This window comes from Salinicola sp. DM10, assembly GCF_017306975.2.
In the GTDB taxonomy this organism is placed as follows: domain Bacteria; phylum Pseudomonadota; class Gammaproteobacteria; order Pseudomonadales; family Halomonadaceae; genus Salinicola.
This window is the reverse complement of sequence record NZ_JAFLEN020000001.1, coordinates 903171-929452: the sequence shown is the minus strand read 5'-3', so window position 1 is coordinate 929452 and position 26282 is coordinate 903171. Positions and strand designations below refer to the sequence as shown.

Below are 26282 nucleotides of genomic sequence, written 5' to 3'. Positions count from 1 at the left end.
TGAGAGGGAGGTGATGAGAACCCTCCGGTTCGCACCGAGGCGCTCGCGGTGTTGGTGTTCGAACGCCGACAAGCGACCTCGCGAAGCGAGCCGATAATCCCTCCCTCTCCGCCACGAATCGAAAAGAACCGGCTTCAATGGCCGGTTTTTTTATGTCTGGCATTTGGCGCCCCCCGCCCATCACGATGGATCAGACGCGCTAGAGTGGCGTAGGCCGAGCGTCATCAGCAGCGCACAGGCCAGGGCCACCGCAGCCGTGACATGAAAGGTGTAGCTCGTGCCCCAACTGGCAGCCACCAGTCCCCCCCAGCAGTGGGCCCAGCACCTGACCCAGGTACTGAAACGAGGTCGACAGGCCCATGATCCGGCCGAGGCTGCGGCCATCGCGATAGGCATGCTTGAGCGCCGACTTCAGACAGGGCAGCACACCGCCCAGCGCCAGGCCCATCGCGAAGCGCAGACCCATCAGCAGATAGACGCTCGTCACGAAGGCCTGGGGCACGATCAGCACGGCCCCTGCGGCAAAACCGCAGGCGGCGATACGCATGGCGCCATAGCGGTCGGCCAGCCGGCCCAGCGCCAGCGCGGAGAGCAGGCTGCCCAGCGCGGTGACGGACAGCACGATGCCGGCGGCCGAGGCCGTCTCGAGCGGGTGATGGTCCATGCTGGCGACGATGCTGTAGATGATGGGATCGATCGATAGATTGGCCACCAGCAGACCCGTAGTCGCGATCAGCAGGACCCATATCCTTGAGTCGACAGGCGCAGCGAGGCGCGTCTGCTCGGCGTTTGACTCCCGCCGCTCGTGCTTTTCCCTGACCAGCAGGCAGGTCGCGACGACATTGAGCAGGATCATGCCGCCGGAGAGGAAGAAAACGTCACGCATACCGACGTGGGCGGAAAGGAACCCACCCAGCATGGGGCCAGCCAGGCTGCCGCCCAGGATACAGGCGAAGAGCACACCCTGGGCCTGTCCTGCCCGCGCCTCCGGCGCCTCTTTCGCCATGAGGATGGTCGCCCCCGAGGTGTAGCCGCCGGCCACGCCGGCCAGCAGCCGCAGCACGAGCATCTGCCAGGCGCTGGTCGCCGCCCCCATCAGGGTCATGCAGATCAGCATCCCGACGCTGGCGCGGACCAGGTTGATCTTGCAGCCGTAACGGTCGGACAGGTGCCCCCAGAGCGGTGCGAAGAGTGCGGCGCTGATAAAGGTTGCCGCGTACACCAGGCTGGACCAGATCCAGGTCCCTTCTGGCGAATGCTCACCGAGGCTGGCGAGGTAGTGGGGCAGAAAGGGCAGCATGATCGTCATGGCGACGATATTGATGAAAGACCCCGACCCCGTGACCCACAGGTTGATTTTCCAGGCAGTGCTATGTCGCGACATCGGCGTCCCCATTGGTGAAAAGCAGCGAGAAGAAGATCGCGCGGTAATGGCGAGCTCAAGGCAGAGCTTAAGGAAAATTCATCAATGAATAAAATTCATGTTTTTTATTCTATGGATTTCTTTTGGGAATGTGTGACGCATTTATGGTTGGTCGAAGCGTCATTGGCCTAGATGTTAGGAGGCGACATCGCAGGGCGTGGGTGGCTTGGCGGCTGACATCCCAGAGTCATCGGCCACACACGAAAAGACCGGCACGAGGCCGGTCTGCGGGGGTTGCACGGGATGTGAGGGTGTCCGAAGAGAGCCCGGTTGGCGCTTGTCTCAGCCGCGCAGGGCGTCGAGTAGGCACTCGGCGACGGGCGCCGAGGAGGGCGGGTTCTGACCGGTGATCAGGTGCCCATCCTGGCGGGTATAGGGCGCGAAGTCATCGGCCTTGGAGTAGCGTCCGCCGCTGGCGATCAGCGCCTCTTCGACCAACTGCGGCACGATCTCGGTCAGCCCGACCGCGGCCTCCTCGCCATTGGTGAAGCCGGTCACCTCGCGCCCCTTGACCAGCGGCTGGCCCTCGGCATCCTTGGCGTGGATCAGCACGATGGGCGCGTGGCACACCGCCGCCACCGGCTTATGCTGGGCCCAGAAGGTTTCGATCAGGCGGATCGAGTCGGCGTCATCGACCAGGTCCCACAGCGGGCCATGGCCACCGGGATAGAAGACGGCGTCGAAATCGTCGGCGCTCACCTCGGACAGGCGCTGGGTGCGGGCGAGCTGCGCCTTGGCCGCGTCGTCCTGCTGGAAGCGGCGGGTCGCCTCGGTCTGGCTCTCCTCGGCGTCACTTTTGGGGTCGAGCGGCGGCTGGCCACCCTTGGGTGAGGCGAGGGTGAGTTCGGCCCCGGCATCCTTGAAGGCGTAGTAGGGCGCGGCCAGCTCTTCGAGCCAGAAGCCGGTCTTTTCACCGGTGTCGCCGAGGCGGTCGTGGGAGGTCAGAACGATGAGAATACGCGGGGACATGAAGGGCTCCTTGCGGATGGCTGAAGGGTCTTTCGACCCATTCTAGTCTGGCGCCGCCGAGAGCGTGGCAGCTACTGGGTACCAAGGTAGGCGCTGGCGTAATATTCGGGAAATGACGTTTTTGGATATCAGGCATTCGATATATGAATATTGCGGGCAAGGATCTCAACCTGCTGCTCACGTTCCACGTGCTCTACACCGAGGGCAGCGTCTCTGCGGCCGCGATGCGCCTGGGCCTTAGCCAGCCGGCGCTCAGCCACAAGCTGGCCCGGCTGCGCCACGACTTCGGCGACGCGCTGTTCGTGCGGGCGCCTAGAGGGCTGACGCCGACACCACGGGCACATGAACTCGCGCCGCGGGTCCAGCAACTGGTGGCCGGGCTGGAGAGCTTCTTCGACTTCTGTGAGGGCAGTGACTTTCTCACCCGAGACGACCGGGTGCATCTCTATACCACCGACTACATGGAGCAGCTACTGCTGCCGCGACTACTGCCGCTGATCCGGCGCGAGGCGCCGCGTCTGCAACTGGTGACCCACAATACCCGCGGGCGCCTGCCGCGGGCCGAGCTGGAGAGCGGCGAGTGCGATATCGCCATCGCGGGCTTCTATGCAGACCTGCCGGCCAGCTATTACCAGCAGCGGGTTCATGCCGAGGGATTCGTGGTACTGGCGGCGGCCGACAATCCGCGCCTCGGGGCGACGCTGGATCTCGAGAGTTATCTGGCATGTGAGCACCTGGTCACGACGTTGACCGGTGATCTGGATGGACTCGTCGATCGGCGGCTGCGCGAGATGGGGCGCTCGCGACGGGTGGTGGCGGGGCTATCGAGCTTTCTCGCGCCGCCGCTATCGGTGGTTGACAGTGATCTGCTGTTGACCTGTCTGGAGAGCGTGGCGCGCCAAGCCGAGACGCATATACCGGGATTGGCGGTATACCCCTGTCCCTTGGCGCTGGATGACGTGGCGGTGATCCAGACCTGGCATCAGCGCACCCACGAAGATCGTCTCCGTCGCTGGCTGCGGGCGCAGATCAAGGTGCTGCTGGGCGGCGCAAGCCGCTAGCGGCGATGCATTTGGCGCCGTGGCGTACGCTGAAGTCGTGTCAGGCGACGATCTAGACCTCTTTCGGTAGTGAATTCAGCCCCTTGGTTTCGCCACGAAAGTCGATAATGGCGCGGGGACATCCCCTGCGTACTTACCCGGCCTTCGGGCCGGGTCTTTTTTTGCCCGCGTTTTTCCTGCTACCTGCCATTTCCGTCATCCACGCTACTTCTCGGTCGCCGATCCAGATGCCGCCAGCATCGCCGGTGACTTTGGCGCCTCACCCCAGCCGCTTCGGCAAGCCTCATCCGGTCTGTGCCAGCGCTCATGCCGCCTGCGGCCGTCTCCTGGATGACCTCGTCCGCGCGTGCCCTCGGCGCCAGGGGCTCGTCATCCTTGGGTGGTAATAGCGTCTGCCGATAGCGTCAGATCGAGGGCCGAACACTGCCGATGTTGCCGGGACTGGCTTGATTTGTAAGAGATATCTTACGCAAAATTGAGCGATATCGACCTGTATCCGTCATTCGTGAATTGATAATATGAGCGCTCGTTGTAGATCCTTGATCCCCGGTCTTCTGTCCGGGGATTTTTTATGCCCATTTTTTGCCACCTCAAGTCGAGGGCTGCTCTTTTCGGCTACTTGTCGACCTTGCACGCAAGCGTGAAATGCGCAGCTGCCGATTAACAAAATACTACGTTTCAGTAGAAGCCTGTTTAACCTGGGTTGAGTTCAGCAGCTTGCGGATGCGCGCAAGATAGTGAAGGCGAGATCAGGGTGGATCTCCGGGAGCCGGCCAGGGAGGCTTTGCCAGGGATGCGGGGGCAGGAGGCCGCCGGTAGGTACGGAAGGGAGTCAGCGCTAGTCGGCCCGATCTCAGGATCGGGTCTTTTTTACCCTTGCTGATGGCGGCATCAATAATATAAACATCTAAATCTTATCTAAATTATAGTTATTTCACGCAATTAGATTAGACAGTATTAGAAGTTGACGTTATTCTCTGCGAGTAGGGATACAGCCTGGAATCGATCACGGACGATATTGCCAAGGATGCGGTTGAGCCGCAGTCTTTCAGCAGGATAGGCGCATGCTGATTGAAAGCCCGAGCGCTATCGCAGCGCGCTCGGGCTTTCTCTTATTGCATGTCAGTCAGTCGCGATCACGTTCGGCTGCCACGACCATGGACGATCGCGATGGCCGTGGTCAATCGCAACGGCCGTGGTCAATCGCAACGGCCGTGGTCAATCGCAACGGCCAAGGTCGATCTCGACGGGCGAGGGCTCGAGCTGACACGCGTCATCTTCGGTGGATCACAGACGCATCTACCACGCCGCTGTAGCGGGCCGCCGCCGAGCCTGGCCTACGCTTTCTTGCGCGCTGCGCTTGCCAAACCTAAGTGATTGGAATTATTATCGAAAGCCTTGCGGGTGTAGCTCAATGGTAGAGCAGAAGCTTCCCAAGCTTAAGACGAGGGTTCGATTCCCTTCACCCGCTCCAATCCAGTGTTCAAACACGTCCAGACACGCCCACCATCTCTCCTGCAGCCCCCGCCACGCCTCGCTTTATCCGTTCAAACTCGCCAAACATAGTTAGTGATAGCAACGCCCATTCTCTATTGCCTGGTTGACTGTCAGCCCTACACGCGGCCATCACGCAACGCGACTAACTAAGAGTGCCGTCTGCTGACGGATATCCGGCTCGCGCTCAGGCACTCTCCGTGGCTCGGGCGCGCCAGCTCAGCAGGATGTCGTCGGCGGTGATCGAAATGACGCTCACCGCCGCCTCACGCGCCAGGCATGCCATCAGTCGAGACCAGTCGTCCTGCGTTTCGCCGGGCTGGCGCATGATGACCAGCTGCTGGCGCCGATGGCAGGTGGCGCTCTGGATGGCGCGTGAGACGCGGCGTGACAGCCGCTCGTAGGGCGAGGGAAAAGCGAGAATCATGACGTCTCTCACCTGGTGGTGTATTTATATACAGTATAGTTGGCGACGCTCGATGGCGTAAAGCGATCCCCGGCACGAGGGGCCGGGACGGCGGCGCTCAGCGCTTGGTGGCGGGTGCGATCTTATGACTGGGCAGCTCATGGCCGAGCAGCCATCCCGCTCGAAGAACGGGCAATAATGAATGGCGACCACGAAAAAGGGGCCCAGGGGCCCCTTTTGTCACCGATGCACGGCGAGTGTCACTGGCTCTTGATGGCGTCGCCAGCTTCGACGCTGTGCCCTTCGGCGTTGATCTCGTCGAGTGATTTCGAATCTTCGATGTTGGTCGCACCGTCGGTCTCCGACTCCATTGCGTCCAGCGACTGATTGGTGGCAGCGCTGCCGCCGGAGAAGGAGGAGGCATCCTGCTCACCGCTGGCGGTAACACCGGAACCCGGCGCCAACGGCTCTTGGTTGGCCTGCTGGGCATCCTTGAGTGCGGCACTATCGGCCAGTGCACTACCGGCGAGTCCCAGAGTGAGGGCGGCAAAGGCGATGGTCGCGAGTGATTTTCTCATGCCAAATTCCTTTTGTGCTGAGGAAGAATAGGGGGCGATAGCCAGTGGGCTAACACGCCATCACACTGTAGCTGCTTTGCAATCAAGGTATGCGTTCAGTTGCCTCACTAGCGGACTTTTCGGCACGTAAGGCGGAGCTTTGGGCATGATTTCCAGCTTGCGCGTCTGCATGCCGATGATTTCGAGGCGTCGATCCGCGCCTTTTCCGCCAGCGCCATGCTCGCCACGTGGGTGTTCCCGGCGCGGGCTTGAACTCGATCGGCCATGGCGTCATCTATAGTGGTGAGGCGAGCAAGCGTTGGTCATTGCAAAGACATCGCCAAATCAAGAGAGTTGCTGATTTGGCGGTGGGACAACGCTCAGTTGACGTCATCAGTTACTGGACAGCGCCCGATAGGGCAGGAGAGTGTCATGAACGCGCGCGATTATCTGGCCAAGCAGGGTATTGCGCTGGACAAGGAGGAGGATAAGCCGCAGTCGCTCGAAGAGAAAGCCTGGGCACGGGCGCGCGAAGCTGCCGAACATGGCCCGCGCAGCGGCACGCCGCACGATTGGGAGGATTGGGAGCGCTATCACGAGGCGCTGGCGAGTGGCGCCGCCGAGATAAAAGGCAAGCACCGAGCGCGTGACGGTGGGGCCGAAGAGATTGACGCGAATGCTGACGAGAGCGTCGGAGACGCTGGCGCCTCGTCTCGTCACCGTCGTTAGACAGCAGGATTGCGCAGGGCCAGCTATGCTGGTGAGCAGCCGAGCGTATCGACGCCAAGGTGTCGGCGATACGAGTGTCGAGGCGCTGTCGCGTGTCGGTCGGCTACGGTGACGATGGCGGTGAAGAGGCGCCGCAAGGGACTGTTCTATCAATGTGGGCGTTGGCGCTGAAGAGCGCGAACGTGGCCACGGCAAAGGAGGCTACATGGATATCATCCGTATCATCTTCGCCATCATCCTGCCCCCGGTGGGCGTATTCCTGCAGGTGGGTCTGGGCCTGCAGTTCTGGATCAACATCGTGTTGACGCTGCTGGGCTATATCCCGGGCATCATCCATGCGGTGTGGATCATCGCCACGCGCTGAGTCGCGATGAGCAAAGACAGCAAGAACGTATGAAAAAGCGCAGAGGGCCGGTTTCGACCGGCCCTCTGGCGTTTTCGGGGGCTTTGCGTGCGGGTTTCGCGCCCCCTCACGCGAGCACCGTGGGCTCGGCGGGCTCGGCGGGCTCGGCGTGAATCGGGCCGGTCAGGCCAGCCGATAGCGATAGTGCAGCGTCTCGTCCTTGCGCGGGCCCAGAATGCGCCAGGCGAGATCGAAGCCATCGACAAGCAGGTGCAGGCGGGCGCTGTAGGCATCGGCGGCACACTGGTGGTGTTGCTCGCTCACCAGGGTGTCGGCGTCGGCGGCGACCAGGTCGAACAGCGCCACTGCCGCCTCGCGGCCGCGGCGTTCGTGGGCGAGCGCCACGCGCTCGGGTGCTAGGCGCCAGCAGTAGAGGTTGCGCATGGTCACCGGCTGCTGGCCGGCCAGGGTGAAGTGGCCGCTTTCGTGGAAGCGTACGGTATCACCCTCCACCTCGGTGCGTACGCTGCCCTGGCCGTGACCGGACCAGCCGGTGCGCGAGCCGGCGCCGGTCTCGGCGGTAAACGCGAAATGTGTGACTTGGGGCAGCAGGGTGTGCAGCCGTATAATGGCTGTCAACTCGTCTGTCATGAAAAGGTTGACCTTAAATGTCGTATCTCGTCGGCGTCACGCTACTGTGGGCCTTCTCGTTCAGTCTGATCGGTGTCTACCTCTCGGGGCAAGTGGATAGCTACTTCGCCGTGGCGACTCGGATCGTGCTGGCGACGCTGATCTTCCTGCCCCTGCTGCGCCCGCGGGCGATCTCCGGCGCCAGCCGTCTGGGGCTGATGAGTGTCGGCGCGCTGCAGCTCGGCGTGATGTACCTGTTCTTCTATCACGCCTTCCTGCTGCTGAGCGTGCCCGAGGTGCTGCTGTTCACCATCTTCACGCCGCTCTACATCACTCTGATCGATGACCTCCTGGCGCGGCGCTTCTCGCCGCGCTATCTGCTGATGGCGGCGCTGGCCGTGGCCGGGGCGGCGGTGATCCGTTACGACGGCGTCAATGCCGGCTACTGGCTGGGCTTTCTGGTCGTGCAGGGAGCCAATGTCTGCTTCGCTCTGGGGCAGGTCGGCTACCGCCATCTGGCCCGCGGGCTGCCTGCCGGCGTCGCCCATCGCCATCTCTTCGGCTGGTTCTACCTCGGCGCGCTGTGTGTGGCGCTGCCGGCGTTCCTGCTGCTCGGCGACGCCCATAAGCTGCCCACCACCGGGCTGCAGTGGGGCGTACTCGGTTGGCTCGGGGTCGTGGCGTCGGGGCTCGGCTATTTCCTCTGGAACAAGGGCGCCTGTCGGGTCGATGCCGGCACCCTGGCGATCATGAACAACGCGCTGATCCCTGCCGGGCTGATGGTCAATCTGGTGATCTGGAACCGCGATGCCGATCTGCTGCGCCTGAGTGCAGGGGCGGCGATTCTACTCGCCACGCTATGGCTCAATGCGCGCTGGGCGCGTCGCGGGGTGGCAGCGGCAGCGCCGGCGGCCAGCCATCCATGACCACGAACAGGCGGCAGCTACGCCCGTCCGGCAACGTCAGGCGCAGGTGCAGCGGCGACGGGGTGGTGGCGAAGTGACGTTCCAGCAGTTGCCCCAGCGCGGCCAGCGCGAGGCCGGCGCCACGCGGCGGTGCCAGCCAGTGCGGCTTCAGCAGCACCTGGCCGCGGGTCGCCGTTGGTAACGCCGCACATAGCGTCGGCCATGCCCGCTGGTGACACCACAGGCCCTGATAGACATCCGGATTGGCCAGGTCGGGCAGGGCTAGACGCTGGTCCCAGGGGTGGTAGAGGAACCCCGGCATGATGATGCGCTGGTGCAGCGCGGCGCTTGGCACCAAGGCCTCGCGCACGGCTTGCCCGGGCTCATCGCGGGCGGCGGGCAGCTGGCGCTGCGCCAGCCGGTGGCACTTGATCGCCAGCGAGTCGAAGCTGCCGGTGCCGATCCAGCGAGCGGCGTCGTGGCGATCTCCTGGCCCCCGTTCCAACCCGAGGAAGAATTTGATCGCCAGTTCGGCGTGCTCGATCGTCGCCGGCTCGACGCCGCGATAGCGATAGAGCAGGTCTAGCTCACCAGTGATTCGCTTGCCGTCGCGCAGGGTCAGGTTGTGGCCTAGCAGCGTGCTATGCGGTGCTGCGCCGAGGATCCACTGCCACAGTGCTTCGTGGTAGATGCCCAGACGCTGCGAGCGGCGCTGATCGAGATGCTGCAGGAACGCCTCCCGTCGCGGTGCCAGCGCTGCCAGCCAGCGCCGCCGAGCGGTATCGTCCGCCAGGCCGAGCTCGGTCAGGGTGGGGCGGCCGGACACGTTCAGGCGTGCCATGTCAGGAGCGTGCAACAGCCAGGCGATATCGCGCAGCCAGGGCGCGCTGAGGCAGGCCAGATCCTCGCGTAGTGCCGGCGTGCAGGGGTGGAAAGCCCAGGTCGGGTCGGTCGGCGCCGGCGACGCCTGCTCAGCGCGGCGCGGCACGCGGCCCCAGCACCGTGCTGTCGGCCGCCACCGGGCGGGTGACCACGGCACCGGCGCCGATGCGTGCCCGCTCACCCACCTCGATGTTACCGAGCACGCAGCAGCCGGCGCCGAGGAAGGCGCCGCGGCGAATCTTGGGGTGACGGTCCCCGCTCAGCTTGCCGGTGCCGCCCAGGGTGACGCCGTGGAACAGGGTGACATCGTCCTCGACCACCGCGGTTTCGCCGATCACGATGCCCGCTCCGTGGTCGATGAACAGCCCCGCGCCCAGCTGCGCCGCCGGGTGGATATCGGCAGCGAAGGCGTGGGCGGCGCGATACTGGGCGAAGCTGGCGAGATCGGTGAGGCCCGCCCGCCACCAGGCGTGGGCGACGCGATGGCACTGCAGCGCACGATAGCCGGGGAAGAACAGCAGCGGGGTGAAGGGCTCGGGAATCGCGGCATCCTCGCGCAGCAGCACCAGCAGATCGCGCGCCGCGGCCGTGGCGATCTCGGGGTGGGCGGCGAGGCACGCCGCCACCGCGGCATGACACTCGGCGAAAGCCACCTCGACGGTGGCCAGATCTTCGCTGACGATCTCGACCAGGGCGCCGGCGAAATCATCGACTTCGAGCAGGCAGCGGCGGTAGAGCGGGGTCAGCAGCGGATTGCGCCTGGCAGCGCTGCGTGCCGATTCGGCCAGGGTTGGCCACAGGGTATCGCTGCTCGGTTCCATCCATGCCTCGGACATGTGCGCTGCCTCCTCGCGTGGCTCGCCGGGGTCAACCGGGGAGGCGATAGAAATCGAATTCGCGGGTCTGCGCCGTCTTGACCATGTGTGAGGCCCAGGACGGTGTGATGCTGCGCTGGTGGAAGAACACGGCGCCGTGGGTGCGATCCTTGAGCGTACCATTGAGCGCGCGACGTGCGATCTCGCGTGCCGCGGCATACTCCAGCGGCTCACGCGCCTCGTCGGGGCGGCCATCGCACCACCACGAGAACTGGCAGCTGCCGGTCTCCGAGCCCTGCTGTACTACGCCGCATAGGGTCGGCGGGAAGGCCGGGTTGCCCAGCCGGTTCATCACCACGTTGGCCACCGCCTCCATTTCCACCACGCCCGCACCCTTGGCCTCCCAGTAGATCGACCGTGCCAGACAGGTCAGCGCGTCGTCCAGCGGGGCCTGGCCGCGCGGATCGAGCGCGCGTGCGCCCTCGGGCGTTACCCGCAGCGCCGGTGGCGCCGGGCTGGTGCGCGTGTTCTCGACCACCCGCTGCTCCAGCTGCTCGGCCTTGTCGAGCGCGCGCTGCGCCGTTGGCGGCTCGGCGGCGAGCAGTGGAGTGGTGGGGGCGATCACACCCAGCAGCATCCACAGGGCCAGCACCCAGGCACGGGGCCTCGGGGCCTGGGCGAGACTTCGGCGCGCAGGTGTCGACGACATAGGCATCACGCTGGCTGCTGGTGTCAGTCGGCGCCGAGGGTCTGGATCACCTCGAAGCCTTCGAACTTGGGCGGCCCCAGATAGAGCCCCTCGCGGCGGCTCTGGCCGGCGTTGGCGTGGGCGGCGCGGAACGCTTCCGAGTGGGTCCATGCCTCGAAGTCGGCTCGCGAGCGCCAGACGGTGTGGGAGGCGTAGAGCACATGACCCTCCTCGGCGGGGCCGCGTAGCATATGGAACTCGACGAATCCCGGCAGTCCCTGAAGATGGGTTTCGCGTTCGAGCCACAGGGTCTCGAACTCCTCGGTGCGCTCGGGATTGACGCGGAAACGGTTCATGGCGATGAACATCGGATGCGTGGCTCCATGCGGAAAACGGGGGGTAAAGATAAAGGGCGCGGATGATGACAGTCGCGCGCTGCGTCCGGCCCGATAGACCTGACATCGGCAGCGTTCACCATGCCAGCACTCTACGCGAAAAGCGAGATGTGCCCGACCGGGGGCGGCGCACCTCGGGCGTTGACGCACAGTGCCTGCAGGTGTCCTAATCGAGGCAACACTGATCTCGGCACTCCATCATACGAGACGAGCGGCGCGCCCGGCGCCCATGATACGCCATGGACATTCCCCATCAGCGGCTGGTCTATTTTCGCGTCACGGTCGAGTCCGGCTCGCTGCGCAAAGCTGCGGCGCGGCTCGATATCGCGCCCTCGGCGGTTAGCCGCCAGATCTCACTGCTCGAAACCGCCTTCGAAGCGCCGCTGCTCGAGCGTACGCCGCGCGGCATTCGCCCCACCGCGGTGGGCGAGATGGTGCTCGACTACTGCCGCCAGCGCGGTGCGCTGGACGAGCAGTTCATCGCCAGCCTGGAGGCGCATCAGCGCCTGGAGACCGGCACCATCTCGCTGGTGGTGGGAGAGGGTTTCATCGACGATCTGATCGCCGCCCCGCTCAAGGCCTTCGCCGAGCGCTACCGTGGCGTGCGCCTGGATATCCAGCAGGCCGGGACCGATGAGATCATCGAGTCGGTGGTGGAAGACCGCGCGCATATCGGGCTGATGTTCCACGAGCGAGTCCATCCCCAGATTCGCTTCTGGGTCTCCAGCGGCCAACCGCTGCTGGCGATCTGCCCCCGCGACCACGCGCTGGCCACGCTCCCCGAGCCGCTCTCGCTGGAGACCCTGAGCGAGGCGCCGATGGCACTGTGGGAAGTCGGACACGGCGTACGCCGGCTGGTCGACGAAGCCTTCCAGCAGGCACGGCTGCGCCCGCGGGTGGCGATGGAGACCAACTCCATGGCGGTACTGCGGCGCGCGGTGGTAGCCGGCATGGCGGTCACCCTGTTGCCCAGCTTTGCGGTGGCGGATGAGCTCGACAGCCAGAGCGTGGTTGCACGGCGGGTCGCCTGCGCGTCGTTTCAGCACTCCCAGGCGCACATGATCACCCGGGTCGGGCGGCGCCAGCCGCTGGCGAGTCTCAAGCTGCTGCGCCATCTGAGCGCCTGGATGCACGCCTTTCGTCACGACGACCCACGGCGCTGAAGCGCCAGGTTCCTTACGCTACCCGGCGTCGCCCTCACTGCTGGACGAAGCGCAGCAGCGTGCCCAGCGCCTGGGGCGCGATGTCGGCCTGGTTGACGCCCTGAGCGTGGTACTCGACGCCGTCCGCCTCCCACGCCGCCTGGGTCGCATCTAGATCACGACACGCCAGGGACAACGCCACGGCGCGGGGCGGCTGGGGGTCGAGTTCGCCCAGCAGCGGAAAGGTCGCCTCTAGGGTAGCCGGATCGAGCAGATGACAGTCGCCTTTGTGGGTATGGATGACGTAGTGGCGGGCGTCGCCGCGAATCGCCTCGCAGCCATGGATGCGCGCGAAGTGGCCGATATCGTGGGTGGGGTCGTCGCTCACATACCAGATATCGGTGATCGAGGTGGCGCCGTTGGGGTGGCTCTCCAGCGTCGGGTCGATGCGAAACAGCTCCGGGCGCAGCTGCTGGCACAGGAACTGGGTCAGGAACGGCCGCTCGACGTCGTGCAGGATGTCCAGCGCGACGCTCACTTCGGTGTCGCCGCCACTGGGCAGATGCGCCTGGCGGCGGAAGATGATCGGACGTGCGTCGGCGAAGCCGCGCGAGGCGACCAGGGCGTGGTCGCGCTGAATGCTGTCGCTGTCGAGGGCGAGCATGGCGATGCCGTCGCCGACGCTGGTGAGCCGCGCCTCGATCAGGCGCCCGAACTGAAAGCCGTTGTCGTCCTGATAGTCGAGGCACTCAGGGCGGCCGATACCGATCAGCTCGATGAAGTTGTTGCTGAAGAACAGCAGGTGGTTGTCGGTGCCCCAGGGGTGTTGGTGGCGCGCGTTGACGTTGAAGCCGAGCTTGCGCGCCGCAGCCGCGGCATGGTCGAGATCGCCGACGGCGACGAGCGGGTGATCGATGCCGAAGCTCATGGCGGACTCCTGTACTGGGCAGGGTGACGGCAAGAGGATGCGGTGATGGCTCGAGTATATCCGGCTTTGCCTCGGTATACGCTGTTCATGTCAGCGATACCGGCTGTGTGGCGGCGGTCGTGGTGTCTGGTCTGGCCCCCGCCAGCGCGGCCAGGGCGGCGTGAATATCAGCGGCGTCGTTGTGCCAGTGCGGCGCCAGTCGAACCAGGGCGCCGGCCGTCGGCAGGCGCACGTTGAGCGGCTCGGCGGCAATGTTGCACACCTTGGCAGCGATACCGGCGGCGCTCAGGCGCTGGGCCACCACCAGCGGCTGCGCCTCGGGCAGGTGCAGGGTGGCGATGCCGCTCTCGGGGGCTGCCAGCAGCGGTGTCAGGCCCTGGGCGCGGGCCAGCTCGTAGGCTAGCCCGGCGAGCCCCAGCACGTGCTCGCGCAGCGGGGCAATGCCGATCGCCGTCAGCTCATCGATCGCGGCGGTCAGGCTCAACTGATTGAGGATCGAGACATCGGAGGCGTCGAAGCGGCGCGCCTGGGGCTGATCGAGAAAGCGCTGGCTGGCGGCATCGAGACGCAGGCCGGCCATCTCGGCCAGCGGGTTAGGGCGCATCGAAGCCAGCGCCGCCGGGCTGAAGTAGGCCAGCGCCATGCCGCGCGGGCCGCGCAGCCACTTGCGCGTGGTCGCCACCAGCACGTCGCAGCCGAGCCGGCGCACATCGATCGGGGTCTGCCCCAGACCCTGGGCGGCATCCACGATCAGCGGGCAGTGGGCCGGACGCGCCAGCGCGCCCAGGCCCTCCACGTCGTAGCGCCGGCCCTCGATACTGGTCACCAGCGGGACGAGAATAGCGGCCACGTCTTCGCCGAGCTGGGCAGCGATCGCGGCCAGATCGAGGCTGCCATCGGCCTGGGTGGCGAGCAGCTCCAGCGCCCGCGGCGGCTCGCCGCCGAAGCGCTTGAGCATGACGATATCGGAGGCCCAGGTCCCCGGGGCGACGAGCACACGCTTGCCGCGCAGCGGGAGGGTGGCGAGGGCGCGCGCCATCGCCAGCGAGGTACTCTCGGCCAGCGCCAGCTGCGTCGCCGGCGCGCCGATCAGCGCGGCGGCGCGTTCGCGCGTCGCTTGCAGGTCCCAGTCCGCGCTCTCGACCCGCTGCTGTGGCCAGGCTGTCGCCTCCGCCTCCAGCCAGTCGCGCAGCCGCGCTGATACGCCGGGGCTGGTGAGGCCCACCGAGGCGTTGTTGAGATAGCGAAGTGTGTCGCGCATCACGTGGCTCCAGCGGTAGCTCGTGGGGTCGCGCTATCCTGACGTGGAAACGTGAGCGGCGCCAGCGCCTGATGAGATGCCGGTCATGTTTTGCGCGGCGTATCTCTGTCGCCCGAGGTCAGGAGCGTGGCGCACGCTGAGCCGTGATGGCACCCAGCGTGCGCGGCGCTCACGCCTTGCCGTCGCCGTAGCCCATGGCGACGCTGGCCTCGCTGGCGGTCTCGACCCAGACGCTCTGGGGCACGCTGTACTCGCGCAGGCCGTCGAGTCCGCTGGAGCGGCCGAAGCCGCTGTCGCGGAAGCCGCCGAACGGCGACATCACGTTGATCGCCTTGTAGCTGTTGATCCACACCGTGCCGGCGCGCAGCTGCGCGGCGACGCGATGGGCGCGGGCCGGGTCCTGGGTCCAGACCGCGCCGGCCAGGCCGAAGCGGGTGGCGTTGGCCAGGCGGATGGCGTCGGCCTCGTCGTCGAAGGGCAGGGCCACCAGCACCGGGCCGAACACCTCTTCACAGGCGATCTCCATCTCTGGGGTGACATCGGCCAGCAGAGTCGGCGCCAGATAGTAGCCATCGGCGCCGTCGGGCAGCCCGGCAGGCCGCGAGCCGCCGGTGACGACCCGGGCGCCGGCGGCGCGGGCGCGTTCGAGCATGGCGCTGACACGCTCGAACTGACGTGCGTTCTGCAGCGGCCCCATGCGCGTGGACTCGTCTTCCGGCAGGCCGACCGCGATCTGGCTGGCGGCGCGGGCCACCCGCTCGACCACCTCGTCATAGATCTCGCGCTGGATCAGCAGCCGCGAACCGGCCACGCAGCTCTGCCCGGCCGCCGCGAAGATCGCCGCCTGGGCGCCGGCCACGGCATCGTCGAGCCTGGCATCGGCGAACACGATATTGGCCGACTTGCCACCCAGTTCGAGCACGCTCGGCACCAGGCGCCGGGCGCCGGCTTCGGCGATCACCCGGCCGCTGGCGGGCGAGCCGACGAACACCAGCTTGCTGATGCCGTCGTGTCCGGTGAGTGCCGCGCCGGTCGTGGGCCCGAGACCGTTGACGATATTGATCAGCCCCCGCGGCAGGCCGCCGGACTCGAGCAGGCGAGCGATCACCACCGAGGAGAACGGGGTCAGTTCCGAGGGCTTGAGCACCACCCCGTTGCCCGCCGCGAGCGCCGGCGCCAGCTGCCAGGCGCAGGTGAACATCGGCGCGTTCCACGGGGTTATCTGGCCCACCACGCCGAACGGGACATGGCGCACATAGTTGAGATGGCTGGTGGGTACCGGAATCACCTCGCCATGCTGCTTGTCGCACCAGCCGGCGTAGTACTCGAACATCTCGCGCACCTTGCCCACCTCGCCGCGGCAGTCGCGGATCGGCTTGCCGGCGACCACGCTCTCGAGCTGGGCCAGGGTCTCCTCGTGGCCCTCAAGGCGGCGCACCGCGCTCAGCATGCGGCGGCCGCGCTCGCTGGCGGTGAGCGCCATCCACTCGACCTGGGCTCGGCTCGCGGCGGCGACGGCATGATCCACCAGTGCCGCATCGGCGTCGCGGTAGTCGATCAGCGCGCCGCCGGTGGCGGGGTGGATCAGCGCGATGGATTCCCCCTCGCCACTGACCAGCTCGCCGTCGATCCAGTTGCTGCAGGGGGTGTCGCCGCGCTCCAGCGACAGGCCGAAGCGCATCAGCAGATCGGCCAGACGATCGCGGGCTTGGGTCTCCAGGGCATTCATCGGGCAGGCTCCTCGCGCGGTTCAAGGGTGGTGAAGTCGAGTCCCGCCTGCGCCAGCAGGGGCGAGGCGATATGGTTGAAGTCGTCGCTGTCTGCGGGCCGGTCGGGGTCGGCATGCCAGCCGTCGACCACCCGTTCGAGCAGGCCGAGATCGAGTCCCAGACCGGCGGCGGCATCCCGGGCCAGGCGCAGGTCCTTGCGCATCAGGCCGCTGGTGAAGCCGGAGTCGAAGCGCCCGGAGAGAATCCACTCGGGAAAGTTGACCTCGCTCACCGCACTGCGTCCGGAACCGCTGTTGAGGCCGGCCAGACAGGCTGCCGGATCGACCCCGGCCTTGGTGGCCAGCGTCACCGCCTCGGCGGTGGCGAGCAGGTTGCAGGCACAGAGATAGTTGTTGGCCAGCTTGACCACGTGGCCGCTACCCGGGCCGCCGACATGGGTGCGCTTGGCCGACATCGCCGCGAGCATCGGTTCCAGGCGTGCCACCGTTGCCGGTTCGCCGCCCAGCAGCATGCCGAGCCGGCCACTGGCCGCCCCCTTGGGGCCGCCGCTGACCGGGGCGTCGAGCCATTCGAGGCCGGCCTCGAGGACCTTGGCGGCGAGTTCGCGGCTGACCACCGGGTCGCTGGTGGAGGTGTCGACGATGACGCTGCCGCGGGGCGCCGTGGCGAGCAGGCCGGGGGCCTGCTCGATCACCTCGCGTACCTGGGCCGAGGTCGGCAGCGAGAGCAGATAGACATCGCTGGCGGGCAGCTCGCTGGGGGCGACCACTGCCAGCCCCAGGCCCGCAAGGCGCTCACGCGCGGTGTCGAAAACATCGCTGCCGGTGACGTCGAAGCCGGCCTTGTGCAGGGTCAGGGCCATGTTGCCGCCCATCTGGCCGAGGCCGATCACGGTGATTTTCATATCGATAACCTCTGTCGCGATGACACAGACCCACCGTTTCAGGCGCCGCCGGGTGGCGCTCGGGAGACTGTGCGGTTCGGATTCAGGCCGCGAGCAGTGCGCGGGCCAGGGCTTGCCAGTAGGCCACGCCGAGCGGCGCCAGGGCGTCGTTGAAGTCGTAGGCCGGATTGTGCAGCGCGGCGCTGTCGCCGTTGCCGAGCCAGATATAGGCGCCGGGGCGTTCGGCCAGCATGAAGGCGAAATCCTCCGAGCCCATGCTCGGCGGTAGATCGCGGTGGACCCGGGTGATCTGCGGCAGACCTTCGAGCACCTCGGCGCAGCGGGCGGCGTGCTCGGGGGCGTTGAGCGTGGCCGGATAGCGCGCCTGGTAGTCGAGTTCGGCGGTGAGACCGTGGAAGGCCGCGCAGGCTGCCACGGCGTCACGCAGGCGCTGCTCCAGGCGCGCCTTGAGCGCGGCGTCGAAGCAGCGCACGGTGCCGCGCAGCTCCACCGTGCCGGGCACCACGTTGAAGGCGTCGCCGGCGTGGAACTGGGTGATGCTGAGCACCGCGGACTGGTGGGCTGGGGTCTCGCGGCTGATCACGCCCTGCAGCTGGGTCGCCAGCTGGCAGGCGGCGAGCAGGGTATCGTCGCCCAGATGGGGCATGGCGGCATGGCAGCCGCGCCCCTTGAGCGTCAGTGTGAAGACGTCGAAGGCGGCCATTACTGCGGTGTCGTGCACCGCGGCTTCGCCCACCGGCAGCCCGGGCCAGTTGTGCAGGCCGTAGACCGCGTCCATGGGGAAGCGCGTGAACAGCCCCTCCGCGACCATCACTCGGGCGCCACCCTCGTTCTCCTCGGCGGGCTGGAAGATGCAGTGCAGGGTGCCGGCGAAATCCGGGTCACGGGCCAGGGCGCAGGCGGCCCCCATCAGCATGGTGGTGTGGCCGTCGTGGCCGCAGGCGTGCATGCGCCCGGGAATCGTCGAGCGGTAGTCGAGCTCGTTGGCCTCCTCGATCGGCAGCGCATCGATGTCGGCGCGTAGGCCGATGCTGGGGCCGGGGCCGCGGCGACCCTCGATGGTCACCACCACGCCGGTACCGCCGCCCAGGCCGGTGACCGGCTCGAGGCCGTGCTCGCGCAGGATGGCGACGATCCGGTCGTGGGTGCGGTGCTCCTCGAAGGCGATCTCGGGATGGCGGTGGAAGTCGTGACGCCACGCCTTCAGGGTGGCGGCGTCGGGAAAGGCGACTGGCTGGTTCATGCGCATCTCCTGCGGTGTGGGACGGGCGCCGGGGCGACATCGCGAACCGGCGCCTCGAGTGCCAGTGGTGAATGAGTGGCGGTGTGGCTCAGAGCAGCACTTGCGCGACGACCGCGGAGCCGACGTAGGTGCCGGTGAAGACCAGCAGCGAGACCACGATCAGCTTCCAGCCGGTGCGTCGGAACATGCTGAATTCGCGCCGGCTCAGGGCCAGGCCGGCATACGCCAATACCGGAGTGACGATGGCGAGGAAGTTGACCGCGGCCAGACGCTCGACGATCCAAGCGCTGCCGGGGAATAAGGGCAGCGTCATCACGATGCTGACCAGCGAGACCCAGGCCACGCCGGGCAGATAGAAGGGCACGATGCGGGTCAGCACCAGGCCGATCAGGGTCATCACGTAGAGGATCGTCATGCCCGGCAGCGCGGTCAGCAGCGAACTGCCATTGACGGTGTTGGCGATCCAGCCCACGGCACAGGCTGCCGCGAGTACCGCAGCGGTCTTGCCCAGGTGCTGCTCGGGGCGCTCGTCGGGGGCGACCTCGGCAGCTGTCATCTCGGCATCCGGGGTCGCCTCGGTGGCGCCGCGGCGCTTGCCAGCCAGGCGCCGATAGAGCCACTCCGCTACCGGCAGGGCGATGAACAGCGAGACGTAGAGCCCGGTGGCGTAGGTCAGCAGATTGCTGGCCCCGGCGAAGGCGAGCAGATCGTCGGCCATGCCCGGCAGAGCACCGGCGAGGGCGCCGGAGCAGGCCGCGACCATGCTGCCGCTGCCGACCCCGCAGGCCATGGCCAGAGCGCGCGGATCGAACACGCCGAGCGAGGCGAGATAGCCGGCCATCAGCGCGAACCACAGGGTGCCGAACATGGTACCGACCACGTAGACCCCCATCACGCCGACGCCTTCCGGCCCCTTGAGGCCGTACTTGTCGGAGATGATGGCGATATTCGGCTCGCGCGCGATCGAGTAGGTGGCGCCCACCGCCTCGCGACCCATCTTCAGCACCAGGACTGCTACGGGCAGCGCCACCAGCATGGTGCCGAGGTTGCCCAGCTCCTGCAGGATCAGCGCCGGGCCGGCGCTGATGATCTGGTCGATCGCTGGGCCGATGGTCGAACCGAAGCGCGCGATGAACGGCATGATCGAGATCAGGATCAGCGGCGTGGCCGCCTGACTGACGCGCTCCGGCACGTAGCGTCGGGTGGCGCTGAACAGATGCGGGTTGAGCAGCACGCCGAGAATGAAGGCGTAGAACAGCGGTAGCAGCAGCAGGGTGCCGGGACCCAGCGGAATCTTGAGAATACCGATCGCCTCGCTGATCAGGGACACGATGACCACGATCAGATGCAGGCGCCAGTCGAGCAGTCGGTGGAGGGACATGGCCGCGACCTCGTTGTTATTGGATGGGGCGCATCCGCGCACTGACCATTCGGCTGTGTCGCAGACGCCTGATCGAGTATCGGAACAGAGGGTGCTCTAATGAAAGTCGGCGGGTGTTCTGATTTTTACGCTGCGACGAAGGTCGGGCTCGATTAGCGACGGCCCGGATGGTGTCTGCCAGGGATGGCAGGCACACAATATCGTCGGGAACGATGTTGGACGCCGAAGGCGGCCCGAAGGCGGCCCGAAGGGGGGCTGCCAGGGATGGCAGGCACACAAGATCGTCGGGAACGATGTTGGACGCCGCAGGCGGCCCGAAGGGGGCCTGCCAGGTATGGCAGGCACAAAAAGGGGGAGCATTGCGCTCCCCCTGTATCTCGCGGTGTGGCTAACGCTTACTGCTTGTCCTGCGGCAGCGCGTAGACCACGACCTGGTCGCCCACCTGATCCTTGAGGATGGTGTTGCCACCGGCGACGAAAGCGACGTATTCACGCCCCTGATACTCATACACCGCCGGGTTGGCGACGCCCGGCGCCTGGGCCTGGTCGGACCACAGCTCCTCGCCGCTCTCCAGCGAGTAGGCGCGCAGCTTGGCATCCATCGAGGCGCCGATGAAGATCAGCCCACCGGCGGTGACTGCCGGCCCACCGATGGTCGGCGAACCCCAGCGCTCCGGCATGAAGAAGCCGTACTGCTGCGAGGCGCCGATCGGACGCCGCCACTTGACGTCACCGGTGTGCATGTCCAGCGCCACCAGTTCTCCGAACGGGGGCTCCCAGCACGGCATGCCGAGCCAGTTGCTGGCGACGGTCAGGCGCATGCCGTAGGGCGCGCCTTCCTGCGGCGAGAAACCGCTCTCGTTGCCGGAGCCGCTGTCCGCCTTCTCGTAGGCTTCGCGATCGTAGAGTTTGATCGTCTGCACGATGTGCGAGACGTTGACGATCGCGGTCTGGCTCTGCGGATCGAAGGCGACGCCGCCCCACTGCACGCCGCCGGCGCTGTCCGGGTAGGCCAGGGTGCCTTCGCCTTGCGTGGTCGGCGGAGTGTACATGCCCTCATAGTAGAGGTCGTCCCACAGCCGCGAGCACTGGCCGCCACCGACCATGTCGGCGAGTTCCCAGATCTTGGGCTTCTTCGACTGGTCGAGCAGCGGTGCCGGCTTGGTCGGGAACGGTTGGGTCTTGGCGTAGACTTCTCCCTTCACCGAGCCGTCGCCCTGGGGCACCGGACGCTCTTCGATCGGCCACACGTCCTCGCCGGTCAGGCGATTGACGACGAACAGAAAGCCCATCTTGGTGGCCTGGATCAGCGCCGGGATCTGCTTGCCGTCGACGGTGATGTCCATCAGCGTGGGCGCGGCGTTGATGTCGTAGTCCCACACATCGTGGTGCACCCACTGGCGCGACCACACGACCTCGCCGGTGTCGACGTCGAGCGCGGTGGTCGAGGTCGCCAGCGGCGCCGACTCGGTGCGGTTACCGCCCCAGTAGTTGGGCGAGGGCGAGGAGACCGGCAGATAGATCAGGCCGTGGGCCTCGTCCACCGACATCTGGGTCCAGACGTTGGCGGTGCCACTCTTCTCGCGCATTTCCGGCGACAGTGCCTCGAAGGTCCACTCACGCTTGCCGGTGCGCGCGTCGATCGAGAACACGGTGCCCGGAGGTGCGGTCTCGAAGGCCCAGTCCTTGCCGGCCCAGCCGAAGATCAGGTGGTCGCCGACCACGGTCGGCGGCTGCAGGATCGACAGCGGCCACTTGGCGTGGGTGGTGTTCCATTGGTTGACATTGAGCACGCCGTTGTCGGCGAAGTCCTGACACGGTTTGCCGGTGTCGGCGTCGAGCGCGAACAGCTGCGCGTCCATGGTGCCCATGTAGACGATCTTCTGGCACGCCTGGCCGGGCTGCGGATCCTTGGCTTCCCAGTAGGCCACGCCACGGTTCTTGAGCACCGGTTGGGTCAGACCCTCGAGCTTGGAGTGGGTGTCGAAGCTCCACTTCTGCTCGCCGGTGGCCGGGTCCAGCGCCAGCAGGCGGTAGAAGGGCGTACCGATATAGAGGGTGTCGTTGGCGAAGATCGGGGTCGCCGACCACACCGTGGCGGGAAGATCGCCGGTGCCGTCGGAGACATCGCCGGTGTGCACTTCCCAGACCTTTTCAAGCTGGCCGACGTTGTCGACGTTGATCTGGTCGAGCGGGCTGTATTTCTGGGCGTTGTTCTGACCGTGGAAGGTGTTCCAGGTCGGCTGGGTCGGGACCAGCGGAATATCGGCGCGCTGGGTCTGGGCCGTGTCCTGAGTCTGGGACGTGTCCTGAGTCTGGGACGTGTCCTGAGACTGAGCGGCATCTTGGCTCTGGTCGTTGTCCTGGGCCTGGACGCTATCCTGGGCCTGGGCGCTGTCAGCGTCCTGGGCCAGCAGCGGCAGCGGCGCCAGCATCAGGGCCAGAGCGGTCGCCGTGCCGAGGCGTTGTGGGGTGATTCCGAAAGTCGGCATATGACGGCTCCTCAAGCGTGTGCGGCGCGGCGGGTGGTGGTGGGGCGGCGCAGATCGAGGATCAGCCCGATCAGGCCCAGCACCATGGCGGCAGCGATGCCCCACTGGTGCAGCAGCAGGCCGGCGAAGCCGGTGCCGATCAGCCCGATGAGAGCCAGCAGACGCCAGAAGATGCGGCCGCCGCGATGCTTGAGCGGCATCAGGATCAGTGCCATCAGCGCCAGCGCGAGGCAGGCGAAGATGACGACCAGTGCGCCGAGCGAGCCGTTGACACCGGTCAGCGGGGTGACATAGGCGTAACCGGCGACTGCCGCACCGACGAGCGCGGCCAGCAGCAGCACGATGGCGCCGAGTGGTTTGGATTGCGATGATGGCATGTTGCCCTATCTCCCTGTATGGCGAAGTCAGGCGCGCCTTGCCGAACGGCGGCGTGGCCGCTGAGCGTGGCGACGCACCGCTAAAGGCGATGACGGAACGCGCCCTGCCTTCCCTGAGGTGTTCCCTCTGCGGATTTCCCTTGCGGTATTCCCTCGTGGGGACGCTACCCCGTCGATAGGCGTGGTGGTCCCTGTCGACAGGGTAGGCAATTTTAGCGTGTCGAGCCGCGCCATGTTCGTTTTTTTACGCACGCCGCCGGGTTGACGGCACCCGAGCAGCATGCGGTTTGCCGCCTCTTCGGGCAGCCCCCATAATGGCCGGCCGATACGCCGCCAGAGATCCGTTGCATGAGTGCGTTCCACACCATCGGCCTGATCGGCCGCCTGGGCAGCGACAAGGTCGTCGAGACCCTCAAGCGTCTGCTGATCTTCCTCGAGCGCCGCGGCTGCGAGATCGTGATCGAGGATCGCACGGCAGCGCTGCTGGAGGCTCACGGCCAGCGCGAGGCGCGGCGGCGCGAGCTGGGCACCCTGTGCGACCTGGTGATCGTAGTCGGCGGTGACGGCAGCCTGCTGGGCGCGGCCCGGGCCCTGTGCACCAGCGCCACCCCAGTGCTCGGGATCAATCGCGGGCGGCTCGGCTTTCTCACCGATATCTCCCCCGACGAGGTCGAGCAGAAGGTGGCCGAGGTGCTCGACGGCCAGTACGACAGCGAACGGCGCTTCCTGCTCGACGCCGAACTCTATCGCGGCGAGCGTCTGATCGGTGCCGGCACCAGTCTCAACGACGTGGTGGTGCACCCGGGCAAGGCTGCGAGGATGATCGAGTTCGAACTGTTCATCGATGACCGCTTCGTCTACTCCCAGCGCTCCGACGGCCTGATCATGGCCACGCCCACCGGCTCCACCGCCTATGCGCTCTCCGGCGGTGGCCCCATCGTCCACCCGGGGCTGGAGGCGATCACCCTGGTGCCGATGTTCCCGCATACGCTCTCGAGCCGGCCGATCGTGATCGACGCGGCGAGCGAGATTCGGGTGCATATCGGTGATATCAACCAGGCCTACCCGCATGTCAGCTGCGACGGCCAGACCCGTGTGGTGTGCAAGCCCGGTGACATTCTCTATGTGCGCCGCAAGGCCGAGCGCCTGACCCTGATCCACCCACGCGGGCACAGCTTCTTCGAGGCGTGCCGCTCGAAGCTGGGGTGGAGCAGCAGGCTGGGAGACTGACATGGCGCTGGGCGATGCGGTGGACGGCTACGACCTGATCGGCGACGTGCACGGCTGCGGCCGCACGCTGGTGCGGCTGCTGGAGATGCTGGGCTATCGCGAGGAAGCCGGTGTCTACCGCCATCCACGCCGCCGGGTGGTGTTCCTGGGCGATCTGATCGACCGCGGGCCGCGGATCCGGCTGGCGGTATCGGTGGCCAAGCGCATGGTCGAGGCCGGCGAGGCGTACATCGTGATGGGCAATCACGAGTACAACGCACTGGCCTACTGCCACCCGTCACCGCCGGGGAGTACCCAGGCGTGGCTGCGTTCTCACTCGCCGCGCAACAATCGCATCATCGAGCGCACCTTGGCCCAGTACCACCAGCATCCGCTGGAGTGGGAGCGCTGCCTCGAGTGGTTTCTCGACATGCCGCTGTGTCTCGAACTCGACGGCATGCGCGTCGTGCACGCCTGCTGGGATGAGGCGCTGATCGACGCCTTTCTGGCGCGCTGCCCGGACGGGCGCATCGATCGCGACTTCCTGATCGAGTCGACCCAGCCCGGCACCTTCGCCCAGCGGGTGATGGACCGGCTCACCCGCGGTACCCAGATGCCGCTGCCACCGGGGGTGGAGATCCGCTCGGGGGACGGCTTCACTCGGCGCGCCTTCCGCACCCATTTCTGGTGTCGCGAGCCGGCCACCTATGGCGATGTGGTGTTCCAGCCGGACAACCTGCCCGACGGGCTCGAGGATCGCGCCCTCAGCGATGCCGAGCGCGAACGCCTGACCTGGTACCCGGAGTCGGCGCCGCCGCTGTTCGTCGGCCACTACTGGTGCAAGGGCGTGCCGGCGCTGCCGCGGGCCAACATCGCCTGTCTCGACTACAGCGCGGTGAAATACGGACGGCTGGTGGCCTACCGCTGGGATGGCGAGCAGCGGCTCGATGCCGATCGTTTCGTGTGGGTGGATGTGGCGCGTGAGGGTATCGCCGATTAGGGATCTGGCTTTTGGCACCGATACGCCGCAGAGATCTGCGATTTTTTTTCGGCGCCGGGTGACTGATTTTTCTGGGTTTTTCGGTGTGTACGCGCTATCGCTGGAAAAAAATCGCATTTTTTTGCCCCGCCCCGGGAACTCCTGCGCGCTAAGCCACTCTGAATCAGTGTTCCCTTGAATGATCCCTTGCTCTTATCCGGCGGCCCTCCCGCCGGATTTTTCTTTTTGGGCACCACGTTTCTGGTGTGTCGCGTCTCTCGTGCACCATGTCTCTCGTACACCATGTCTCTCGTGTACACGACTTCTTCTGACGCCTCGCGCTGCGTGCTCCCGGCCGTCGACTGCGGCGGCATTCATCCCCAGATCATCTCGGGCAGGGTAGAATGGCGGTATACGCCGGCCCCCGGGCTTGGTGTGTCACTCCTCCCACCCGTGGTTCGGAAGGTTGCATGTACAGACTTCTCGCCATGCCCGGCGACCTGGATACGCGTGCGCTGCGTCAGGCGCTGTGGCAGCAGCATATCGGGCACCGTTTCACCCAGCAGGAGGATCAACAGATCCTGTGGCTGGCCGATCCCGAGCAGCGCGACGAGGCGGTGCGGCTGATCGAGCGCTGGCAGCGCGGCGATCTCGCCGCAGCCGCAGCCGCAGCCACGCCGCGCCGTCGGCGCCCCAGCGTCACCGGCCAGGCGTTCGGACAGGCGCCGCTGGCGGCGGGGCTGATCGCGCTGTGCGTGGCGATCTTCCTCGGCATGAGCGTGTTCGGTGACGCCATTCTGCGCGCGCTGATCATCGTGCCGGTGCATCCCTCGGCCCAGGGGCTGGTCGCCGGCAGTCTGGGCGATGCCCTCGCCGGCGGGCAGATCTGGCGCCTGGTCACCCCGGCGCTGCTGCACTTTGGCTGGATGCATCTGATCTTCAACATGCTGTGGCTGTGGTATTTCGGACGTCAGGTCGAGGCGCTCCAGGGCTCGCGCTGGCTGGCGTTGATCGTGGTGATCGCTGCGGTGGTCTCCAACCTGGCCCAGTACTTCACCGGCACGCTGCTGTTCGGCGGCATGTCCGGCGTCGACTATGCGCTGCTCGGCTACGTCTGGCTGATGTCGCGGCTGCGTCCCGAGCAGGGCTACTTCGTGCCGCAGATGCTGGTGGTCTTCATGCTCGGCTGGATGGTCTTTACCATGACCGGACTGGCCGACGCGATCGGCTTCGGCAACGTCGCCAACGAGGCCCACCTGGGCGGGCTGCTGGCGGGGCTTTTGATGGCGGTGGTCGCCGCACGGCTGATGCGACGCGCCGCCTGACCGGCAGCGAACGA

25 protein-coding genes and 1 tRNA gene are annotated in these 26282 nt (G+C 66.5%); 9 read left to right on the top strand and 17 right to left on the bottom strand.

Annotated features, from left to right (window positions below; translation table 11 throughout):
- Positions 1-199: 199 nt before the first annotated feature.
- Together J0A90_RS04125 and J0A90_RS04120 are read right to left on the bottom strand one after the other, a co-directional pair.
- A complete protein-coding gene (locus J0A90_RS04125; RefSeq protein ID WP_255702077.1) occupies positions 200-1384 on the bottom strand; it encodes an MFS transporter in 1185 nt (394 codons plus the stop codon).
- Positions 1385-1705: 321 nt separating this feature from the next.
- A complete protein-coding gene (locus J0A90_RS04120; RefSeq protein ID WP_207036942.1) occupies positions 1706-2392 on the bottom strand; it encodes a type 1 glutamine amidotransferase domain-containing protein in 687 nt (228 codons plus the stop codon).
- A gap of 143 nt (positions 2393-2535) precedes the next feature.
- Between J0A90_RS04120 and J0A90_RS04115 the strand changes: the two genes are divergently transcribed.
- Together J0A90_RS04115 and J0A90_RS04110 are read left to right on the top strand one after the other, a co-directional pair.
- Complete coding sequence (locus J0A90_RS04115; protein WP_207036944.1) at positions 2536-3453, top strand: LysR family transcriptional regulator; 918 nt, start codon at positions 2536-2538, stop codon at positions 3451-3453.
- A gap of 1400 nt (positions 3454-4853) precedes the next feature.
- Positions 4854-4927, top strand: a tRNA-Gly gene (locus J0A90_RS04110).
- A 207-nt stretch (positions 4928-5134) separates the two neighbouring features.
- Here J0A90_RS04110 and J0A90_RS04105 read toward each other — a convergent pair.
- Both J0A90_RS04105 and J0A90_RS04100 read right to left on the bottom strand, forming a co-directional pair.
- On the bottom strand, positions 5135-5374 hold the full coding sequence (locus J0A90_RS04105) for a DUF1654 domain-containing protein (protein WP_207036945.1): 240 nt from the start codon (positions 5372-5374) through the stop codon (positions 5135-5137).
- 239 nt (positions 5375-5613) lie between these two features.
- Positions 5614-5931: a hypothetical protein gene (locus tag J0A90_RS04100; RefSeq protein WP_035471161.1), complete on the bottom strand. Its 318-nt coding sequence runs from the start codon at positions 5929-5931 to the stop codon at positions 5614-5616.
- A 411-nt stretch (positions 5932-6342) separates the two neighbouring features.
- Here J0A90_RS04100 and J0A90_RS04095 point away from each other — a divergent pair, with 411 nt between their 5' ends.
- A complete protein-coding gene (locus J0A90_RS04095) occupies positions 6343-6639 on the top strand; it encodes a hypothetical protein (RefSeq protein ID WP_207037149.1) in 297 nt (98 codons plus the stop codon).
- Between the two features lie 205 nt (positions 6640-6844).
- Positions 6845-7003, top strand: a complete 159-nt coding sequence (locus J0A90_RS04090; RefSeq protein ID WP_035471155.1) for a YqaE/Pmp3 family membrane protein — start codon at positions 6845-6847, stop codon at positions 7001-7003.
- Between the two features lie 162 nt (positions 7004-7165).
- Here the strand turns inward: J0A90_RS04090 and J0A90_RS04085 are convergent, their stop codons facing one another.
- Positions 7166-7633, bottom strand: coding sequence for a DUF6314 family protein (locus J0A90_RS04085; protein WP_207036948.1), 468 nt, complete (start codon positions 7631-7633; stop codon positions 7166-7168).
- Between the two features lie 17 nt (positions 7634-7650).
- Between J0A90_RS04085 and J0A90_RS04080 the strand changes: the two genes are divergently transcribed.
- Complete coding sequence (locus tag J0A90_RS04080; RefSeq protein ID WP_207036951.1) at positions 7651-8538, top strand: EamA family transporter; 888 nt, start codon at positions 7651-7653, stop codon at positions 8536-8538.
- On the opposite strand, the gene J0A90_RS04075 is transcribed toward J0A90_RS04080, so the two are convergent.
- The 4 genes from J0A90_RS04075 to J0A90_RS04060 are packed head-to-tail and all read right to left on the bottom strand — an operon-like array spanning position 8477 to position 11270.
- On the bottom strand, positions 8477-9505 hold the full coding sequence (locus J0A90_RS04075; protein WP_207036953.1) for a DUF1853 family protein: 1029 nt from the start codon (positions 9503-9505) through the stop codon (positions 8477-8479). The genes J0A90_RS04080 and J0A90_RS04075 overlap by 62 nt on opposite strands.
- Entirely contained in the window at positions 9489-10235 is a 747-nt protein-coding gene (gene epsC / locus J0A90_RS04070) for a serine O-acetyltransferase EpsC (protein ID WP_207036955.1), read from the bottom strand. The genes J0A90_RS04075 and epsC overlap by 17 nt, the downstream gene beginning before the upstream one ends.
- 31 nt (positions 10236-10266) lie before the next feature.
- Positions 10267-10923, bottom strand: coding sequence for a cell wall hydrolase (locus J0A90_RS04065; RefSeq protein WP_233076479.1), 657 nt, complete (start codon positions 10921-10923; stop codon positions 10267-10269).
- 23 nt (positions 10924-10946) lie between these two features.
- Positions 10947-11270, bottom strand: a complete 324-nt coding sequence (locus tag J0A90_RS04060) for an antibiotic biosynthesis monooxygenase (RefSeq protein ID WP_207036957.1) — start codon at positions 11268-11270, stop codon at positions 10947-10949.
- 266 nt (positions 11271-11536) lie between these two features.
- Between J0A90_RS04060 and J0A90_RS04055 the strand changes: the two genes are divergently transcribed.
- Complete coding sequence (locus tag J0A90_RS04055) at positions 11537-12460, top strand: LysR family transcriptional regulator (RefSeq protein WP_207036959.1); 924 nt, start codon at positions 11537-11539, stop codon at positions 12458-12460.
- Positions 12461-12494: 34 nt separating this feature from the next.
- Here J0A90_RS04055 and J0A90_RS04050 read toward each other — a convergent pair whose 3' ends face one another.
- The 8 genes from J0A90_RS04050 to J0A90_RS04015 all read right to left on the bottom strand — a co-directional run bounded on the left by J0A90_RS04050 (position 12495) and on the right by J0A90_RS04015 (position 22755).
- On the bottom strand, positions 12495-13367 hold the full coding sequence (locus tag J0A90_RS04050) for a VOC family protein (RefSeq protein WP_207036961.1): 873 nt from the start codon (positions 13365-13367) through the stop codon (positions 12495-12497).
- 85 nt (positions 13368-13452) lie between these two features.
- Entirely contained in the window at positions 13453-14628 is a 1176-nt protein-coding gene (locus J0A90_RS04045; protein ID WP_207036963.1) for an aminotransferase class V-fold PLP-dependent enzyme, read from the bottom strand.
- A gap of 169 nt (positions 14629-14797) precedes the next feature.
- Positions 14798-16357: an aldehyde dehydrogenase gene (locus J0A90_RS04040; RefSeq protein WP_207036965.1), complete on the bottom strand. Its 1560-nt coding sequence runs from the start codon at positions 16355-16357 to the stop codon at positions 14798-14800.
- Positions 16354-17283: an NAD(P)-dependent oxidoreductase gene (locus J0A90_RS04035; RefSeq protein WP_370635760.1), complete on the bottom strand. Its 930-nt coding sequence runs from the start codon at positions 17281-17283 to the stop codon at positions 16354-16356. Before J0A90_RS04035 ends, J0A90_RS04040 begins: the two co-directional genes overlap by 4 nt.
- 61 nt (positions 17284-17344) lie before the next feature.
- On the bottom strand, positions 17345-18505 hold the full coding sequence (locus J0A90_RS04030; protein ID WP_207036969.1) for an amidohydrolase: 1161 nt from the start codon (positions 18503-18505) through the stop codon (positions 17345-17347).
- Positions 18506-18593: 88 nt separating this feature from the next.
- Positions 18594-19886, bottom strand: coding sequence for a DUF3100 domain-containing protein (locus J0A90_RS04025; protein ID WP_207036971.1), 1293 nt, complete (start codon positions 19884-19886; stop codon positions 18594-18596).
- A 395-nt stretch (positions 19887-20281) separates the two neighbouring features.
- Positions 20282-22378 (bottom strand): pyrroloquinoline quinone-dependent dehydrogenase, encoded by a 2097-nt coding sequence (locus tag J0A90_RS04020; protein WP_207036972.1) that lies wholly within the window; start codon positions 22376-22378, stop codon positions 20282-20284.
- A gap of 11 nt (positions 22379-22389) precedes the next feature.
- Positions 22390-22755, bottom strand: coding sequence for a hypothetical protein (locus tag J0A90_RS04015; protein ID WP_207036973.1), 366 nt, complete (start codon positions 22753-22755; stop codon positions 22390-22392).
- A 348-nt stretch (positions 22756-23103) separates the two neighbouring features.
- On the opposite strand from J0A90_RS04015, the gene J0A90_RS04010 reads away from it, so the two are divergent.
- From J0A90_RS04010 to J0A90_RS04000, 3 genes are all read left to right on the top strand, one after another.
- The gene (locus tag J0A90_RS04010; RefSeq protein WP_207036974.1) at positions 23104-23985 is read left to right on the top strand and encodes an NAD(+) kinase; all 882 of its coding nucleotides are present in this window, start codon (positions 23104-23106) and stop codon (positions 23983-23985) included.
- A gap of 1 nt (position 23986) precedes the next feature.
- Complete coding sequence (locus J0A90_RS04005; RefSeq protein WP_207036975.1) at positions 23987-24964, top strand: metallophosphoesterase; 978 nt, start codon at positions 23987-23989, stop codon at positions 24962-24964.
- Positions 24965-25413: 449 nt separating this feature from the next.
- Positions 25414-26268 carry a rhomboid family intramembrane serine protease gene (locus tag J0A90_RS04000; protein ID WP_207036982.1) on the top strand — a complete coding sequence of 285 codons (855 nt, stop codon included), beginning with the start codon at positions 25414-25416 and terminating at the stop codon, positions 26266-26268.
- Positions 26269-26282: the final 14 nt, after the last annotated feature.